The sequence below is a fragment of the Thalassotalea profundi genome (assembly GCF_014653195.1).
GTDB classification, from domain to species: Bacteria; Pseudomonadota; Gammaproteobacteria; order Enterobacterales; family Alteromonadaceae; genus Thalassotalea_B; species Thalassotalea_B profundi.
In genome coordinates this window covers 33077-50406 of the sequence record NZ_BNAH01000012.1, presented here as the reverse complement: position 1 = coordinate 50406, position 17330 = coordinate 33077, and the positions used below count along the sequence as shown (strand labels likewise).

Here is a 17330-nt window from a genome sequence, read left to right as displayed (position 1 = left end):
TATTAATTGATTAAGGATTAAGCTAATTGCCCCAATGAAAATTTTTAAATTATGTAACTCACTATTATTTATTACACTTTTAAGCTACATACCTATGGGGTTAGGACAACAAGCAGCACTCTATGAAGATGAGGTTACAAAAGAACCTGATAATTTAGTGAAGTTTAAAACTCAGGATGAGTTATTACTCTCCGGTTATTACTATTCAGGTTCCGAGCAAAGCCCAGGCGTATTACTGCTTCACGATTGTGCCAATAATGGCGCAAGTTATAACGCTTTAGCCAATGCACTATCTCAACAAGGAATACATGCATTAGCGCTTGACTTACGCGGTTATGGTTATAGTTCAAATGTTATTTATTCACATGATTTTATTAAAAAAAGCTCAAAAGATTTAAATACTTATCAAAGTGAAGTTGTGAGAATTACTTCTTATTGGGAAAGTGATTTGGTCGCCGCATATAAATACTTGCAAACTAAAATCGGATTAGAACAACCAATATCTGTAGTTTCAACAGGGTGTACAGCCCCACAAGCGGTTTTTTTGGCTGAAAAACTTCGTATTCGTAGTTTTGTTATGATTACACCATTATTTACTCATATGGAGAAAGAAAAATACAAAAATTTAATTGATATTCCTGCGTATTTTCTAAGTTCTGTACATCATGCAAATTCATATCAAATATCTAAAGAGTTATATGAATGGAATGGTGATGACCGTTCTACAATGCAAATATTAAAAGGTAACAATTTTGGTCATGAACTTTTTTATGATAAAGAGTATCTTATTGATAACATAGCTATTTGGTTACATAAGACATTGAGCCAGTAATTCCTTTTTCATATTGTATATTGCTCATTCGTTTTTGCTATTCTGCTACAACATTCAAATTAAACATTTTTCTCACTGTGATGAAATAAATATTAACGTATAATAATGCCAATTTTGATACTAGGCATAGTGATTTTTACCGTCTTAAATGGGTGGTGATGATCCTTATAGCCAAAAGAAACAATTATAAATATTGAGGCACTTATGTCATCTAATACAACGAATTTTTATACGCATTTACACAACGAGCATGAACAACTAAAACAAGAAGGCTTATACAAAGCTGAACGGGTAATTACTACAGCACAGCAAGCTCAGATAGCCGTTAATACTGGCCAAGAAGTTGTTAATTTTTGTGCTAATAACTATCTAGGTTTAGCTAATCACCCAGCACTCATTGCAGCTGCAAAAGAAGGCTTAGATGAGCACGGTTTTGGGATGGCGTCTGTACGTTTTATTTGTGGTACGCAAGATATTCATAAAACACTTGAAGAAAAACTAAGTAACTTTTTGGGTATGGAAGATACTATTTTATATTCATCATGTTTTGACGCTAATGCGGGACTATTTGAAACATTATTAGGCCCTGAAGATGCCATTATTAGTGATGCATTGAATCATGCTTCAATTATTGATGGTGTACGTTTATGTAAAGCCAAACGTTTCCGTTATGCTAATAACGATATGGTTGAATTAGAAACTCGTTTACAAGAAGCCGATGCTGCAGGCGCAAGATTTAAATTAATTGCCACTGATGGTGTTTTCTCAATGGACGGTGTTATTGCTAATTTATCGGCAGTTTGTGATTTAGCGGATAAATATGGCGCCTTAGTTATGGTTGATGATTCTCATGCGGTGGGCTTTGTTGGAGATAAAGGTAGAGGTAGCCATGAGTACTGCAAAGTTATGGGGCGCGTGGATATAATTACCGGAACCTTGGGTAAAGCGATGGGGGGTGCTTCAGGTGGTTACACTTCAGGTAAAAAAGAAGTCATTAATTGGTTGCGCCAACGTTCACGTCCGTATTTGTTTTCAAACTCTCTTGCTCCTGCGATCGTTAATGCGTCAATTAAAGTATTAGAATTACTGGCTGATGGAGATGAGCTAAGAAAAACTTTAAAAGATAATGCCAGCTACTTTAGAAGCAAAATGGAAGCTGCTGGTTTTACTTGTGCGGGTGCTGATCATGCAATAGTGCCTGTGATGTTAGGCGATGCAAAAGTTGCGAGTGATATGGCTGATAAATTACTTAAAGAAGGAATTTACGTCATTGGCTTTTCATTTCCAGTTGTACCTAAGGGGCAAGCACGTATTCGTACACAGATATCAGCTGCACATAGTAAAGCGCAATTAGATAAAGCGATTGATGCCTTTGTTCGTATTGGTCAAGAAATGGCTGTGATCTAAGGAGATAATATGAAGTCTTTAGCTAAATTAAAAGCAGAACCAGGTATTTGGATGACTGAAACGGCTAAGCCGGAAATGGGTCATAACGATTTACTTATTAAAATAAAGAAAACCGCGATATGTGGTACAGATATTCATATTTATAACTGGGATGAATGGTCACAAAAAACAATTCCTGTGCCTATGGTAGTTGGCCATGAATACTCAGGTGAAGTGGTTGATATGGGCCAAGAAGTTAAAGGCTTTGCCATTGGTGATCGCGTTTCTGGCGAAGGTCATATTACTTGTGGACATTGCCGCAATTGTCGTGGTGGACGCACTCACTTATGTCGTAATACTGTAGGTGTTGGCGTAGACCGTTCAGGAGCTTTTGCTGAATATTTAGTCATCCCAGCATACAACGCATTTAAATTACCCGATGAAATTTCTGATGACTTAGCGGCTATATTTGATCCTTTTGGAAATGCAGTGCATACCGCTTTGTCATTTGATTTAGTGGGTGAAGATGTATTGATCACAGGAGCAGGACCAATTGGCATTATGGCCGCAGCTGTGGCAAAGCATGTAGGCGCTCGCCATGTAGTCATTACTGATATCAATGAATATAGGCTTGATCTAGCTAAAAAAATGGGAGCAACTCGAGCCGTTGATGTCAGCAAAGAAAAATTGACCGATGTTATGGCTGAACTTGGTATGACAGAAGGCTTTGATGTAGGTCTCGAAATGTCAGGTATTCCAGTTGCATTTACCGATATGCTAAAAAATATGAATAATGGCGGTAAAATTGCTATGTTAGGAATTCCAGGTAACGAAATGGCAATTGATTGGAGCCAAATTATATTTAAGGGACTAACAATTAAGGGCATTTATGGTCGAGAAATGTTTGAGACTTGGTATAAAATGGCGAGCTTAATTCAATCTGGGTTGGATATAACTCCAATGATCACGCATCGTCTTTCAGTGAATGACTTTCAGCAAGGCTTTGATATTATGCGCTCAGGGCAATCAGGTAAAGTAATCTTAGATTGGGAAAGTTAATGGCTAGTGAAACATTTAAACATATGCAATGTCATGAATTAGCTCAAGATATTGAAAGCAGTAACTATGTAGTGCTTGATATTCGTGATCAAGCTTCTTTCGAGCATGGTCATATTCCAGGTGCAATTCATTTAACAAACGAATCATTGCCAGATTTTTTACGTGATGCTGATTTTGACGCGCCTACAGTTGTCTGTTGTTATCATGGGATTTCAAGTCAACAAGCCGCACAGTTCTTATTAAGTCAAGACTTCACCGATGTCTATTCTCTTGATGGTGGTTTTACACAATGGTCTATGTTGTATCCTGATACCACGGAAAACTAATGGAATCTTCATCTTTAGAGCCCCTTGTCGAAGTAGGGCAGCATAATATAGCTCTGCTTTTTTGTAATTATTTGGTTAGTCAATCGATTACGGCTGAAGTTAAAGCGACTAACGGCAGGTTTGTTGTTTTAGTCAACGGATATTATTTAGGGCAAGCGAGGATTTTATTTGAAGAGTTTATTCAACAACCTGACCACCCTAAATATCAGCAAGCGGCATGGGATAATGCGCAAGTAACTGAAATTCATGGTGGTGTACCTGCTAATACGTTCACACAACAGTTTTTAAAGCATGCGGGTGTCGTTACTTTACTTGTATTTTCTACTTGTTGGTTGGTATTTATATTAAGTCTATTAGGTTGGCATGCGAGTATATTTGAATGGCTGCGCTTTTATACAACGAATAATGACATTGACGTTTTATTTACGGAACCTTGGCGATTAGTTGGACCTGCATTATTTCATTTTTCATGGCTGCATATTGTTTTTAATACAATGTGGTGGTGGCAGATAGGAGGCAGTATTGAAAAGATATTCGGAAAAGGAGAACTAATTCAGTTGTTCTTTTTATCGGCAATCTTATCCAATTTAGGTCAATTTCTTGTGTCCGGTCCAAACTTTGGTGGCTTATCTGGTGTTGTATATGCTTTAGTTGGTTATGCGTGGTGGGCTGGTTGGTTAGCGCCAGATAAAGGTTTATCTTTGTCAAAACCCATTGTGGGTTTTTTGCTTATTTGGTTATTATTAGGCTATACAGACTTTATGCCTGTGAATATGGCAAATACTGCCCATCTATTAGGACTAATTAGTGGCTGTTTTTTAGCTTGGTGGCGTTTTAAAATCAAGCGTGTGAGCTAAAGTTTTAGTGGAAGCCGAAGGATATGTTTAAAATAATATCCTTCGTTTTTTAACTACTAATTATCAAGCCACTGAGTGAAGAGTAACTTTTTAATAAGCGGTTTACCGGTTTCTTTTTGAAGAATACTCTTAACTTTTTCTTCGCATAGTTTTTGAATTTCAAATCGGCCATTAATTGATTTTATTTTAGCTTCGGGCTGTTGCCCAATAATATTAATAATAGCATCACGCAATAGCGGAGCATGGTGCTCTACGACTTCGTAGTTAGTTGATTCCTCAATCATAAGTTCTACTGTTAGTCTGACATATCCCATTTTCTTCTTAACAGCGACATAATTAGTAATTATTTCTGGTTCAAAACCGAAATAAGCATAATCTGCTGATAAAGCTTTATTAGAAATAACTAGCATTAGTATGGAAGAGAGTAGCAGTAATAATCTTTTCATTGGGCTCTATTGATAAAGCAATTTATACATACATTTATCATAACCTGAAATTGAGATAATGCGAAACTTATCACCTAAATTATCAAGGAGAGTTTAAAGGAAAGTTCAACACTACTTGCTAAAAGCTGATATGATATTGCCCGTTATTTAGTACTAATATTATCAAAAAACAATATGCATCATCATTCACTTTTTCCTGTAAATCTGCATGCTCAATGGCGAAATGCCGCAAGTGTGACATTAGATCATCGCTTATTGAATTGGTTGCTTGATGCAAATTCGTTAACTGCTCGTTTGAAAAACCACTGCCAATATTTTCGTGTTAAATTATTAGGTCAACAGATTGAAGCTTGTCATCCTAAAGAAGCTAATGCTGATATTTATGAAGGAGAGCAAGTATTAGTACGAGAAGTGCTTTTACTTTGTGATGATATTCCACAAGTTTTTGCACGAAGCTTAATCCCATTGAGAACTTTAACTGGGTCAGAACGTCAATTGGCCCAATTAGGTGAACAATCATTAGGACAAGTTTTATTTAATTCACCAGATCTATGCCGTAAAGATATTGAGGTAGCAAGTTTTACAGAGGAAAGTTCGGTATTTAAACTAGCGTTATCTTTTTCACTTGGGCAACAAAATGAGCTTTGGGGTCGTCGTTCGGTATTTTTGTTAGGGGATAAACCATTAATGGTTGCTGAAGTTTTTTTACCTGGCGCTTTTGCATATAACAAGGATATTAACTAATGACAGCAGACGCTTTGTTTGGAAGCTGGAAAGCAATAAAGCAAATTACCCGGATTGATAAACCCATTGGTACTTATTTATTGTTGTGGCCTACATTTTGGGCATTATGGATTGCATCTGATGGTTTGCCTAGCTTTCATCTCTTGATAGTTTTTTCACTAGGCGTATGGATTATGAGAAGTGCTGGTTGCGTAATAAATGATTATGCCGATAGGCATGTTGATGGAAAAGTTAAACGCACCGAAATGCGTCCATTAGTCAGTGGACTCATGACAAGCCAGCAAGCTCTAAGCCTTTTTGGTTTTCTTATCGGCTGTGCCTGTGCTTTGGTTTTTACATTATCGTGGTTTAGTATTTATTTATCTTTAGTGGCATTATTTTTGGCTGCTAGTTACCCTTTCATGAAGCGTTATACGCATTTACCCCAAGTGGTCTTAGGGGCAGCTTTTAGCTGGGGAATGATTATGGCTTTTGCTGAAGGTCAGGGAGAGATACCCATAGAAGCATGGTTATTATTTGTCGCAAATCTTCTGTGGACTGTTGCTTACGATACTATTTATGCCATGGTTGATCGAGATGATGATGTTAATATAGGCGTTAAATCTACAGCGATATTATTTGGCCAACATGACAAGCGTATAGTTGGTTTACTCCAATTATTCACGTTAGCATTATTGTTAACTGTAGGAGATTTGATGGCATTTGGTTGGCCATTTCAATTAAGCGTTGTTATTGCTGCAGGCTTTTTTTGTTATCAACAAATGCTGATTGTTAATCGGCAAAGAGAAGCCTGCTTTCGTGCTTTTTTAAATAACCATTGGGTTGGATTGGTAATTTTTCTTGGTATTTGGGTTGAATACTTATAATTTAATTACCATTAACTTATCGAGCAACACTCTGTAATACACTGATATCAATCAAGTTTGCTGTAGATTTTTTAAGCAGATCCAATGTGCTATTTGATATCAATTTCCCTTCATCGTCTACACCAATAAACTGTTCATTCTTCATTGTTTGAATTAACGATGCTTGAGCTTTTTTATCAATAAATTCTGGAGCATTAATATTGTTAAGAACAGATAAGCGCTTAGCAATTGAAACTACTTTTTCTTCTAGCTCTGACTTACCAATAGGTGATAGGCGTTTAACTAAAGAGCAAATAATATGAAGTCGTTGGAGTGATTCATTGGCACACTCACTTAATAAAGCAATTTTAGCTTTGTTATCATCGTTATTAACAATTGACCAAAATCCTGCTTTCGAGCCTTTAATAATGTTCATTTGTGCTAATACTGAAATAATAGCATGTACTTGCTGTTCAATCATTTCTTCAGTTTGCCATAAAAAAAGATCATTTTTTAATACACTAATAAAACGTTGGACTTCTTGAGTGAGGGTGTCAATATTAACCTTAGTATTACATTGGAGTACCCGACATACTAATGCTGGTAGCATAAAGGTATGAAGAATATTATTCCGATAATAGCGCATTTCTAAAATGGCTGATTCAGAAAGAGAGATTATTTCACCAAAACTATCCTGATTAATATCAACTTTATCTAACGCAATAACATCATCTAAGAGTTTAGCGCCACTACACAAAGGTATTGTCATTTGTTCGCTGTAAGGTGCTAGCTTTTGGATAGCTAAAAAAAAGTCTAATTGAGTTGCAAGTTCATTGCGTGACATTGCTTTATTTTTTGTTGCGTGAAGTATTAAAGCAATTAATGATACACCATTAAGTGCAGCACATTTGTTAATGGCTATCATAACTTGATCAGCAAGTAGGTTTACCTTAGGAGTTAACCAATTTGGTTTTTGTGGATCAATCGGATCGATATCTTTTTTCCAATCTGGGACCTGTTGATTAAGGAATTGATTGATATTAATTGGTTCACCAAAATTAACGTAACCTTTACCGTAATTTCGTAGATTTTTAATCGCTTTAAATACACCTAATATTGATTCATTCTTTTTTTGACTGCCACTGAGTTCTTTATGATAGGTGCCTACTTCCATTACATGTTCGTAACCTAAATAAACAGGGACTAAGGTGAGTGGTCGATCAATACCTCGTAATAGGCTTTGAATACTCATAGCGAGCATTCCTGTTTTAGGAGCAAGTAGTTTACCCGTACGGCTACGCCCACCTTCAGAATAAAACTTAACTGAATAGCCTTTTTCAAAAAGTAAACCTAGGTATTCACGAAAAATGGTGGAATATAAACGATTCCCTCGAAAACTGCGTCGGATAAAAAATGCCCCAGCCTTTCTAAAAATTGGTCCGGCAGGCCAGAAATTTAGATTGATACCTGCTGCAATGCGAGGAGTTACTAATCCTTGTTGATAAATGATATAAGTCAACAAAAGGTAGTCCATGTGGCTTCGATGGCATGGTACATAGATAATTTCATGCCCTTCATCAGCTAAGTCACGGAGCGTTTTTGCATTGCTAACTTCTATACCATTATAAATTTTATACCAAAGCCAATGTAATATGCGTTCGCCAACACGTATCATAGACTCCCGATAGTCACCGGCTATTTCATCCATAATCGATAACGCTTGCTTTTTTACTTTTATATATTGTTTTTTATCGCCTTGAGATTCATCTTCAAGTAGTTTTTTTATTGAGGGATTCGCTAATAAAGTTTTAAACATTTGCTGGCGATGCATTAAACGAGGCCCTGTCGCGGCAATTGTTTGGCGATAAAAATGAAAACGCGCAACACGTAAGAGTTTTTTCGATGTTTTAGTGCTAGTACCGTATTTATCAGCCATATAACGAAAAGAAACACCTTCGCTAAACCTAACCATAGTATTACGCCCTAAAAATAAAACAATAAATAGTTTTCTCAGCCACGTTGGAGATTCTTGGTCGGCTAGAATGGTTCCTACATTAGCATTTCGTTTTTCTTTATTTGGTTTTCGCCCCCAAACAATATTAACAGGTACTAATTGAGCGTGTATCTTAGAGTCTATTTGATGTTGTTTGAGTATTTCTGTGCCTTCCATTAGTGCGCTTGTTTGACCTGCCTTTCGCCATTTAAATAAAGGTGTTGGTTTTTCTAAACAGAGAGTCCGGCAAAAATATTGCCCGTTAATGTTAACTTTAGCTAAAGGATCAGGAAGGTTTAAAGACTTACATGCTTTTTGTAATGACAATAAATCACTAGCAGATTGATGCCTTAAAATATAAAAAATAGGATTTTTATTAGAGTATCCATCTGTATCTAAATGTTCATCTTTAACAATTTTACATTTAACTAAAAAACGAATTGGAAGAGTTAATAAAAAATAAAATAATTTTCTTAAAAGGAACATTCTGTCGGCTCAGTGTTATTAGGGGCGTTATATAGTTTGTGTTACCCGCATCTATTGCGTATAGCTTAACATTTTTTAATTATATCGCTTATTTTAGCTGAGTTGATGAAGTTCAGGAAGTGTTTGGTTAAAAGAGAACGAATAGGCAACTATAATTAAAAACGTTATCAGCATACGAAAGGTAAAATATGCTATGTTGTCAGCCTTATTACTGTTCAAATGAATACCGCCTAATTATGACTAAAATTGCAATTTTTGTAGATGTCCAGAATATTTATTATACCACTCGTGATCGTTTTTCTAAGCAATTCAACTATCGTCAATTTTGGCGAGATATCAGCCAACAAGGAGATATCGTTATTGCTAATGCTTACGCGATAGCGCGTAGTAATGATGATCAACAACATAAGTTTCAAAAAGCATTAAAGCATATTGGTTTTAATGTAAAGCTGAAACCTTTTATCCAACGGAGTGATGGCTCAGCTAAAGGTGATTTTGATATGTTAATGGATAAAGTCCGCAATAAATTTTGTGTTGAAACTCATGTTTATGGTGTTCATCAATTAACGGCTCAATCGTTAATTAATTCTGTTGATAACTTTACCGAAATCAATGAAGAATTTTTACTTTAAATTGTCTCTTAGTTCACAATTTAATTGCCCGTTGTTTAATCAGAGACCAAAGGCTGGGCAATTAAAGTGTTTTCTTTATTTTTTCTTTGATAGTCCACATTGGGCGATTTGGCATGCTAACAGTGAAACTAAACAGTAACCCGCAAAATAATAAAAGCCTTGCCCAACAGATGACAATGTTTCACTACTCATTTGTAAGTTGATATTAAAACCAAATAGGTTGAGTTTATGTTCAGCTGTTGTTTCATCGTGGTTTGTTGATAATACGGCTAGAAATATGGCAATAATAAAAACATCGGCCATTGACCATTTACCAATAGCTCCGACAAAACTAATTAATTTTTTTTCAAGCCGAGTATGTTTTTTTAGGTAGGCAATGATTAATAAAAAACTCTTAATTATGGGAATTATGACAGAAAATATAAAAATAAGTATTGCGACTAAAATACGTTGATCTTGCCAAAGTTCGCTTATAGTGCCGAGCAATGAAAGTTCTTTATTGATGATATTTGTGCTTAACTGCGATGTGCCAATACCAGCAAGCATATTCATATCTAATGAAAACATAGGTAGCAATATACCTGGAATAAATAGCCCTATGGCAACAATATTTAAAAAAAATCCAATATGTTTAGTCAACAGAAGTAAATCCAACAAAGTTTTAATTAATATATTTTAAATGGCTTTACAAAAGTTATAAACAAAAAAAAGCACCAAACTGCTTGGTGCTTTTCAATAACGTTTAATCTTATTTTTTAATGCGTCTAGCGGTCAACCCTAGCAGACTTAATGCAAAAATAGCTAGTGTAGAAGGTTCTGGTACGGTTGCTGTATTACCGGCTTCATAATCAGTCTGCCCAACAGAGACAGTTAAGTTCTCGATGAAATAGCCTGCTCCTTGGGTGAAGTTAGCGGCAGTATCACCAAATATTACATTAAATCCGAAGCCACCGCGTGGAGCACCGCTACCTACACCAGGAGTAGCGCCAACAGGACCAGAATATAATTTAATATCATTAGAAAAATCAGCTAATGAAACGTTAGTTCCGTTTCTTTGTAAGTATTGACTACTTCGGCTTCCAGTACCTGAATCAAATAACCAATCTAAACTTACAGTATTATCAAATTCGAATATTTTCCACTGCTGTCTAGTTTGAAAGTCTGTGCCCATATAAGTGTTTTCTGAAGAGATAACAGCATAATTTGAACCGTCGGTCACCCACATGTTCAAATAAGGGTGAGCGCCTGTAGCATTACTGTCAGTAGACCAATTAACCGTATTAAACTGGTTGATTTGCATTCCATCAAAAGCGTTAGTACCGTATCCTACTTTTTGGCCGCTACGAGGTGTTATTGCGTGGAAGCCATCACCAGCTGTATTTTCAGTGATTTCTAAGTCTGCATCGTAAGGGCTTGTTGTCGTCCCGTTATTATTACGAATTTTAAAGGTTTCAAAATCAATGATGTTAGCTGTTGAGTTGACTGAAAAGCTTAACGCAACACAAGCTAATAATGTTTTGAATGTTTGTTTGAATGTCATATTTTGCTCCAGATTTATATTTATTAATTTTCTAAGGGCAACCTAATACGTGAACAAGTTACTTATAATGTAGTTGAGCAATTTTCATACCGATAAATAAATACCAATAATTACAGTAGGTTAATTTTTTTATAATGAGGCTAATTAATATGTTGTAAATAAACCTGACAGTTGAAAATAAAATTCGCATTACAGGTATTAATTCAGTGTTTACTGATCTGGGAATGCTGTATAACACTATAAATTGAATTTATTAATTAAAACTGAAGCATGAATTCCATAAATGAACCATCAACATTAAAAATAGCCTGTTTAACTACTATTGCTTTATGCACCTTTGCTGCCAATTCTGTTCTGTGTCGTTTAGCACTAGAAAGTCAATTAATAGATCCGGCCAGTTACACTTCAATTCGTTTAATGTCTGGAGCTATTGCGTTACTAATTTTAGTGTATATGGGAGCAGGTAATTTAAACACTAAAAAGGGATCTTGGTCAGGTGGAGTTACACTATTTATTTATGCATGTACTCTGTCTTATGGTTACATCTCATTAGATACAGCAACAGGGGCATTGATTTTATTTGGTGCGGTTCAACTTACTATTATGTGTGTTTCCATCGTTAAGGGAGAAAAAATTTTTGTAGGAGAGTGGCTAGGTATTATCATTGCTTTTTGTGGTTTTGTTTATTTGGTATATCCATTAATGTCTCAACCTAGTTTCATAGGTGCGATACTTATGGCTATTTCGGGTATTACTTGGGGTCTTTATACTCTTATTGGTAAAGGGAGTGATCGTCCCTTAGTTGATACTTGCTATAATTTTGTTCGAACATTGCCCTTTGTCGTCGTATTATTTTTATTCACTTTCGAGCAAATTGAAGTAACTAATCAAGGCATATTATTAGCTATTATTTCAGGGGTTGTAACATCTGGTATTGGTTACGCTATTTGGTATCAAGTGTTGCCATATTTAGCTACAACTCAAGCTGCTGTTTTACAATTGACTGTTCCAGTTATAGCTGCAATAGGCGGTGTTTTCATTGTCGCTGAATCTTTAACTATTAGGTTGATTTTATCGTCAATACTCGTTTTAGGCGGTATTGGCCTCGTTATTTTTGCTAAAGATAAGCAACCATCAAAGTAGTTTTATAGTTAAGTTTAGGGTATACACCTTGTAGTAAATATAGTACTTGTGTTTATTAACAGTCTGTATACAATAACAGTATCATCTAGAGCAACTAAAGCAATAACTATGACAGAGCTACGTCCTTTAACAACAAGACAGCAACAAATCTTTGACTTAATAAAAGAAACTATATCTGACACGGGAATGCCGCCAACGCGGGCTGAAATAGCTAACTTTTTCGGCTTTAAATCAGCGAATGCTGCAGAAGAACATTTAAAAGCCTTGGCTAAAAAAGGCTATATAGAAATGTTGCCAGGTACTTCACGTGGTATTCGTTTAGCTGAAACTTTTGCAGAAGAAGCTGGGTTACCTTTAATAGGTCGAGTTGCTGCAGGTGAACCAATTCTTGCGCAAGAACATGTTGAAGATCATTATAAAATTGATGGGAATTTATTTCATCCGGTAGCGAATTACCTTTTAAGGGTCAATGGCGAAAGTATGAAAGATATTGGTATTCTTGATGGTGATTTATTAGCGGTTCATCAAACTACTGATGTACAAAATGGCCAAGTAATTGTTGCACGTGTTGAAGATGATGTAACTGTGAAGCGATTTAAACGTGAAGGAAATATTGTTTACTTACATGCGGAAAACTCTGATTTTTCACCAATTAAAGTTGATTTAGCTACACAGCAGTTTAACGTAGAAGGTATTGCTGTTGGTGTGATTCGATCTGCGGATTGGATGTAATTACCAAGAAAAAAACACTAAACATGCCTATTCCCTGCGGCTTTTCTTTTATTTGTCTAATAAATTAAAAGTCGTATGCTCATCTTTTTTTAATATCGGACCTTATTAAAGCTCGTTCTCTATTTGTCTGTAACAAAGCTTTTGAATTAAATTAGAAAAATTGCTGTATTAAAGTAATAGATTAAAAAACATTCAGTAATTATTTTATTCTAATTTTTATTTATTAGAGTAATTGCACAAAAGATAAACAATTGACGTAAGCCATGTAAAATAAGACCTTTACTCGTTTAGAGTTTGTACTCTATTGTTGTTATTAGGTTTTTTATAAAACCTTTAATAATTTTTGATTTGACCTAGATCAACTTTTAAGTAATTCTAGAACAGAAATCAATCAATGATAATAAAAAGATGAATTTTAACTTGGTTAAAAAATCATCATAAAATAACAATAAAACAAATAACAAAAACAGATGTTTTAGAGCTAAGTCGAACTCTTAATCAATGTTTTTTGTAGACTAAAGGGGTGAAGGAGATGTCGTGTGAAAAGACGTAACCTGAGTTGGCTGTTACTAGGAATGTTACTCCCTAGTATGGCTTGGGCAGAAAAACAGTTAAACCTTACCAAAGGTGTAACAGATATAAGTAACGAAGTGTATGGTTTACATATGACCGCACTATATATCTGTACGGCAATTGGTGTAGTAGTTTTTGGAGCTATGATTTGGTCAATGATTTTTCATCGCAAATCAAAAGGAGCTAAAGCTGCGACTTTTCATGAAAGTACTAAGGTTGAAATTATTTGGACAGTTGTTCCTATTTTTATTTTGATCGGTATGGCGATACCCGCAACTAAAACATTAATTTCCATGGAAAATAATGAAGACTCAGAGCTAACAATTCAAGTCACTGGCTCTCAGTGGAAATGGCATTATAAATACTTTGGTCAAGATATAGAGTTTTATTCCGTTCTATCTACCCCTCGTGAACAATATGAAAATCATAATGGTGAAACCAGTGAAAAAGGTGAACATTATCTTCTAGAAGTAGATAAACATTTAGTGATACCTGCGAACAAAAAAGTCAGATTTTTAATTACTTCTGATGATGTTATCCATTCATGGTGGGTGCCTGATTTTGCAGTAAAACAAGATGCTAACCCTGGGTTTATTAATGAAGCTTGGGCAATAGTGCCTAAACCGGGTATTTATCGTGGGCAGTGTGCAGAGCTTTGTGGTAAAGATCATGGTTTTATGCCTGTAGTGGTTGAAGTTAAATCGGAAGAAAATTACGCGATATGGCTAGAAGAACAGCATCAATTAAAAGCTGATGCTGCCGCAGCAGAAGCAGCCTCGTTAAATGCAACCGCCTCTAAAGAGGAATTAATGCAGCTTGGTGAACAAACTTATACCGCTTATTGCGCTGCATGTCATCAACCTACAGGTTTAGGTTTACCACCGGCATTTCCTGCACTTAAAGGTACTCCTTTTACAACAACTGGAAGTATTGATGACCATATTAATATCGTAGTTAATGGCCGATCTGGTACTGGTATGCAGGGATATGGCAAGCAGCTTAGTTTGAAAGAAATCGCTGCAGTTGTTACTTATGAACGTAATGCTTGGGGCAATAACACCGGTGATGTTGTACAAGCAGCCGATGTTCAAGCGGCTTCTGGTCAGTCAACGCCGTCTGCTGAAAGTGAAGTTGTTGAGCAGGGAGCTGATGATTTAGCTACTGAAGTTGCTCTAGAAACAACTGAGGATTTATCTAAAACATATTCTTTAGCGGAGTTAATGGCTAAAGGAGAAGCTGTTTACAACTCCTCTTGTGCCGCTTGTCACCAACCTACAGGAGCTGGTTTACCTCCCGCTTTTCCAAGTTTAATTGGAAGTCCTATTATTAAAGGTGATGTTAGTGCGCATATTGATATGGTTTTAAATGGTAGTAAGAAAAATCCAGCGATGGCAGCTTTTAAAGCTACGTTGTCAAAAACAGATATTGCAGCCGTTATTACCTATGAGCGAAATGCTTGGGGTAATGACTCTGGTGAAACAATACAACCCGCAGACGTTGATGCTGCAAGTGCTAAGTAGGGGGGAAGAATAATGACTACAGAAGCTATTCATGACTCGCATGAGCACGATCATCATGATCATAAAATGACGGGGATAAAGCGTTGGTTATTTACAACCAACCATAAAGATATTGGTACTATGTACTTATGGTTCGCATTCATCATGTTGTTAACTGGTGGCGCACTAGCAATGATGATCCGAGTTGAACTATTTCAACCAGGATTACAGTTTATTGAGCCTGACTTTTTCAATCAGTTGACTACTGTCCATGGTTTGATCATGGTATTTGGGGCTATTATGCCGGCCTTTACTGGCTTTGCTAACTGGATGATTCCAATGATGATAGGAGCGCCTGATATGGCGTTGCCTAGAATGAATAACTGGAGCTTTTGGATTTTGCCTTTTGCATTTTCAATATTACTTGCTTCATTTTTTATGGAATCAGGTGCTCCAAATTTCGGTTGGACTTTTTACGCTCCGCTATCGACAACGTATTCAAATGGAAGCACAGCATTTTTTGTTTTTGCCGTACATATTATGGGTGTTTCATCAATAATGGGGGCAATTAACGTTGTTGTTACCATTATGAATATGCGTGCGCCGGGTATGACGTACATGAAGATGCCATTGTTTGTGTGGACATTTTTCATAACAGCTTATCTATTGATCGCTGTTATGCCAGTGTTAGCAGGCGTTGTTACTATGGTATTGACTGATACCTATTTTGGTACGAGTTTCTTTAATGCCGCAGGTGGTGGTGACCCTGTTATGTTCCAACATATATTCTGGTTCTTTGGTCATCCTGAAGTATATATTATGATTTTGCCTGCCTTTGGTATTGTTTCTACTATTATTCCAGCCTTTGCCCGTAAACGCCTATTTGGTTATAGCTCAATGGTATATGCAACGGCTTCAATTGCCTTCCTATCATTTATTGTATGGGCACATCATATGTTTACTACAGGGATGCCGCTTTTTGGCGAGCTATTCTTTATGTACTGTACGATGTTAATTGCAATTCCAACAGGGGTGAAAGTATTTAACTGGGTAGCAACAATGTGGCGTGGTTCTATGACCTTTGAAGTCCCCATGCTGTTTTCGATTGCCTTTGTTATATTGTTTACGATTGGTGGATTTTCAGGGCTAATGTTGGCACTAACGCCGGTAGATTTTCAATATCATGATACCTACTTTGTTGTTGCACACTTTCATTATGTATTAGTAACGGGATCATTATTTTCTATTTATGCAGGGACGTATTATTGGCTACCTAAATGGACCGGTAATATGTATAGCGACAAATTAAGTAAGGCCCATTTTTGGTGTTCGTTAATTTCAGTTAATATCCTGTTCTTCCCCATGCACTTTTTAGGATTAGCTGGTATGCCTCGTCGTATTCCTGACTATGCATTACAGTTTGCTGATTTCAATAAATGGGTGAGTATAGGTGGTTTTGCCTTTGGTTTATCACAATTAATTTTCCTTGCGGTTGTAATTAAATGTATTCGCGGCGGAGAAAAAGCTGAAGCTAAACCTTGGGATGGAGCAGAAGGATTAGAATGGACTGTGCCAAGTCCTGCGCCATACCATACCTTTGAAAAACCACCTAAAATTGATTAATAGGGGGTTATATGAGTACTAAAAAAAATCAAGATGATGTAGAAATTAGTCAAGATGAACAAGCTAAGGCGAAAACTAAAACAGTTAAAAAGCTGGTTCTTATTGTTTTTGCTATGTTTGGCTTTGGTTTTGCTTTAGTACCTTTATATGATGTGTTTTGTGACATAACAGGATTAAATGGAAAAACAGCAACTACCGCGGCAACGATAAATGAAAATGGTATTGATAAAAGTCGTGTGATTACTGTGCAATTTATCAGTAGAACAGCGCAAGGGATCCCTTGGCTGTTCGAACCTATGATAAATGAAATAAAAGTCCATCCTGGTGAAATGAAACTCGTTAAATTTTATGCAAAGAATGAATCGCAAAATGACATTGTAGGTCAAGCTGTCCCATCAGTTTCTCCTGGTCAAGCCGCTATTTATTTTCAAAAAATAGAGTGTTTTTGTTTTAACCATCAACCATTAAAAGCTCAGGATGATATTGAAATGGCATTACAATTTTATGTTGATACTGAGTTACCAGAAGATGTGTCGACAATTACATTGTCATACACGTTATACGATATCACTGGCAAGGTTGCATCTTAGGTTTTTACTTCAACACAGGGGGAA

The 17330-nt window shown here is 36.1% G+C and carries 17 protein-coding genes; 13 read left to right on the top strand and 4 right to left on the bottom strand.

The features are described 5' to 3' along the window. Positions 1–34 precede the first annotated feature (34 nt). From IE155_RS14145 to glpG, 5 genes are all read left to right on the top strand, one after another. A complete protein-coding gene (locus tag IE155_RS14145) occupies positions 35–832 on the top strand; it encodes an alpha/beta hydrolase (RefSeq protein WP_189378900.1) in 798 nt (265 codons plus the stop codon). 204 nt (positions 833–1036) lie between these two features. Next, a complete protein-coding gene (gene kbl, locus IE155_RS14140; protein WP_189378899.1) occupies positions 1037–2239 on the top strand; it encodes a glycine C-acetyltransferase in 1203 nt (400 codons plus the stop codon). 9 nt (positions 2240–2248) lie between these two features. Beyond that, positions 2249–3277 (top strand): L-threonine 3-dehydrogenase, encoded by a 1029-nt coding sequence (gene tdh / locus IE155_RS14135; RefSeq protein ID WP_189378898.1) that lies wholly within the window; start codon positions 2249–2251, stop codon positions 3275–3277. Continuing rightward, a complete protein-coding gene (gene glpE, locus IE155_RS14130) occupies positions 3277–3603 on the top strand; it encodes a thiosulfate sulfurtransferase GlpE (RefSeq protein WP_189378897.1) in 327 nt (108 codons plus the stop codon). The genes tdh and glpE overlap by 1 nt, the downstream gene beginning before the upstream one ends. Next, on the top strand, positions 3603–4460 hold the full coding sequence (glpG, locus tag IE155_RS14125; protein WP_189378896.1) for a rhomboid family intramembrane serine protease GlpG: 858 nt from the start codon (positions 3603–3605) through the stop codon (positions 4458–4460). Before glpE ends, glpG begins: the two co-directional genes overlap by 1 nt. Positions 4461–4516: 56 nt before the next feature. Here the strand turns inward: glpG and IE155_RS14120 are convergent, their stop codons facing one another. After that, positions 4517–4906 (bottom strand): flagellar basal body-associated FliL family protein, encoded by a 390-nt coding sequence (locus IE155_RS14120; protein ID WP_189378895.1) that lies wholly within the window; start codon positions 4904–4906, stop codon positions 4517–4519. Between the two features lie 174 nt (positions 4907–5080). Here IE155_RS14120 and IE155_RS14115 point away from each other — a divergent pair, with 174 nt between their 5' ends. Beyond that, on the top strand, positions 5081–5650 hold the full coding sequence (locus IE155_RS14115) for a chorismate--pyruvate lyase family protein (protein ID WP_189378894.1): 570 nt from the start codon (positions 5081–5083) through the stop codon (positions 5648–5650). Further along, positions 5650–6516 carry a 4-hydroxybenzoate octaprenyltransferase gene (ubiA, locus tag IE155_RS14110; protein WP_189378893.1) on the top strand — a complete coding sequence of 289 codons (867 nt, stop codon included), beginning with the start codon at positions 5650–5652 and terminating at the stop codon, positions 6514–6516. Before IE155_RS14115 ends, ubiA begins: the two co-directional genes overlap by 1 nt. A gap of 16 nt (positions 6517–6532) precedes the next feature. Here the strand turns inward: ubiA and plsB are convergent, their stop codons facing one another. Next, complete coding sequence (gene plsB, locus IE155_RS14105) at positions 6533–8974, bottom strand: glycerol-3-phosphate 1-O-acyltransferase PlsB (RefSeq protein WP_189378892.1); 2442 nt, start codon at positions 8972–8974, stop codon at positions 6533–6535. 236 nt (positions 8975–9210) lie between these two features. Between plsB and IE155_RS14100 the strand changes: the two genes are divergently transcribed. Further along, positions 9211–9606 carry an NYN domain-containing protein gene (locus IE155_RS14100; RefSeq protein WP_189378891.1) on the top strand — a complete coding sequence of 132 codons (396 nt, stop codon included), beginning with the start codon at positions 9211–9213 and terminating at the stop codon, positions 9604–9606. Between the two features lie 75 nt (positions 9607–9681). Here the strand turns inward: IE155_RS14100 and IE155_RS14095 are convergent, their stop codons facing one another. After that, positions 9682–10245 (bottom strand): paraquat-inducible protein A, encoded by a 564-nt coding sequence (locus IE155_RS14095; protein WP_189378890.1) that lies wholly within the window; start codon positions 10243–10245, stop codon positions 9682–9684. Positions 10246–10354: 109 nt separating this feature from the next. Continuing rightward, a complete protein-coding gene (locus IE155_RS18000; RefSeq protein WP_229817331.1) occupies positions 10355–11146 on the bottom strand; it encodes a PEP-CTERM sorting domain-containing protein in 792 nt (263 codons plus the stop codon). 270 nt (positions 11147–11416) lie between these two features. On the opposite strand from IE155_RS18000, the gene IE155_RS14085 reads away from it, so the two are divergent. The 5 genes from IE155_RS14085 to IE155_RS14065 all read left to right on the top strand — a co-directional run bounded on the left by IE155_RS14085 (position 11417) and on the right by IE155_RS14065 (position 17306). Next, entirely contained in the window at positions 11417–12289 is an 873-nt protein-coding gene (locus tag IE155_RS14085) for a DMT family transporter (RefSeq protein ID WP_189378889.1), read from the top strand. Positions 12290–12397: 108 nt separating this feature from the next. Further along, positions 12398–13021, top strand: coding sequence for a transcriptional repressor LexA (gene lexA / locus IE155_RS14080; protein WP_189378888.1), 624 nt, complete (start codon positions 12398–12400; stop codon positions 13019–13021). Between the two features lie 575 nt (positions 13022–13596). Beyond that, a complete protein-coding gene (gene coxB / locus IE155_RS14075; protein WP_189378986.1) occupies positions 13597–15114 on the top strand; it encodes a cytochrome c oxidase subunit II in 1518 nt (505 codons plus the stop codon). A gap of 12 nt (positions 15115–15126) precedes the next feature. Next, positions 15127–16716 carry a cytochrome c oxidase subunit I gene (gene ctaD / locus IE155_RS14070; protein ID WP_189378887.1) on the top strand — a complete coding sequence of 530 codons (1590 nt, stop codon included), beginning with the start codon at positions 15127–15129 and terminating at the stop codon, positions 16714–16716. Between the two features lie 11 nt (positions 16717–16727). Continuing rightward, positions 16728–17306: a cytochrome c oxidase assembly protein gene (locus IE155_RS14065; protein ID WP_189378886.1), complete on the top strand. Its 579-nt coding sequence runs from the start codon at positions 16728–16730 to the stop codon at positions 17304–17306. Positions 17307–17330: the final 24 nt, after the last annotated feature.

What these genes read in the sequence shown, in the direction of transcription:
- IE155_RS14145 (WP_189378900.1), top strand. Translation starts at nt 35, where the DNA reads ATGAAAATTTTTAAATTATGTAACTCACTATTATTTATTACACTTTTA.
- kbl (WP_189378899.1), top strand. Translation starts at nt 1,037, where the DNA reads ATGTCATCTAATACAACGAATTTTTATACGCATTTACACAACGAGCAT.
- tdh (WP_189378898.1), top strand. Translation starts at nt 2,249, where the DNA reads ATGAAGTCTTTAGCTAAATTAAAAGCAGAACCAGGTATTTGGATGACT.
- glpE (WP_189378897.1), top strand. Translation starts at nt 3,277, where the DNA reads ATGGCTAGTGAAACATTTAAACATATGCAATGTCATGAATTAGCTCAA.
- glpG (WP_189378896.1), top strand. Translation starts at nt 3,603, where the DNA reads ATGGAATCTTCATCTTTAGAGCCCCTTGTCGAAGTAGGGCAGCATAAT.
- IE155_RS14120 (WP_189378895.1), bottom strand. Translation starts at nt 4,906, where the DNA reads ATGAAAAGATTATTACTGCTACTCTCTTCCATACTAATGCTAGTTATT.
- IE155_RS14115 (WP_189378894.1), top strand. Translation starts at nt 5,081, where the DNA reads ATGCATCATCATTCACTTTTTCCTGTAAATCTGCATGCTCAATGGCGA.
- ubiA (WP_189378893.1), top strand. Translation starts at nt 5,650, where the DNA reads ATGACAGCAGACGCTTTGTTTGGAAGCTGGAAAGCAATAAAGCAAATT.
- plsB (WP_189378892.1), bottom strand. Translation starts at nt 8,974, where the DNA reads ATGTTCCTTTTAAGAAAATTATTTTATTTTTTATTAACTCTTCCAATT.
- IE155_RS14100 (WP_189378891.1), top strand. Translation starts at nt 9,211, where the DNA reads ATGACTAAAATTGCAATTTTTGTAGATGTCCAGAATATTTATTATACC.
- IE155_RS18000 (WP_229817331.1), bottom strand. Translation starts at nt 11,146, where the DNA reads ATGACATTCAAACAAACATTCAAAACATTATTAGCTTGTGTTGCGTTA.
- IE155_RS14085 (WP_189378889.1), top strand. Translation starts at nt 11,417, where the DNA reads ATGAATTCCATAAATGAACCATCAACATTAAAAATAGCCTGTTTAACT.
- lexA (WP_189378888.1), top strand. Translation starts at nt 12,398, where the DNA reads ATGACAGAGCTACGTCCTTTAACAACAAGACAGCAACAAATCTTTGAC.
- coxB (WP_189378986.1), top strand. Translation starts at nt 13,597, where the DNA reads ATGTTACTCCCTAGTATGGCTTGGGCAGAAAAACAGTTAAACCTTACC.
- ctaD (WP_189378887.1), top strand. Translation starts at nt 15,127, where the DNA reads ATGACTACAGAAGCTATTCATGACTCGCATGAGCACGATCATCATGAT.
- IE155_RS14065 (WP_189378886.1), top strand. Translation starts at nt 16,728, where the DNA reads ATGAGTACTAAAAAAAATCAAGATGATGTAGAAATTAGTCAAGATGAA.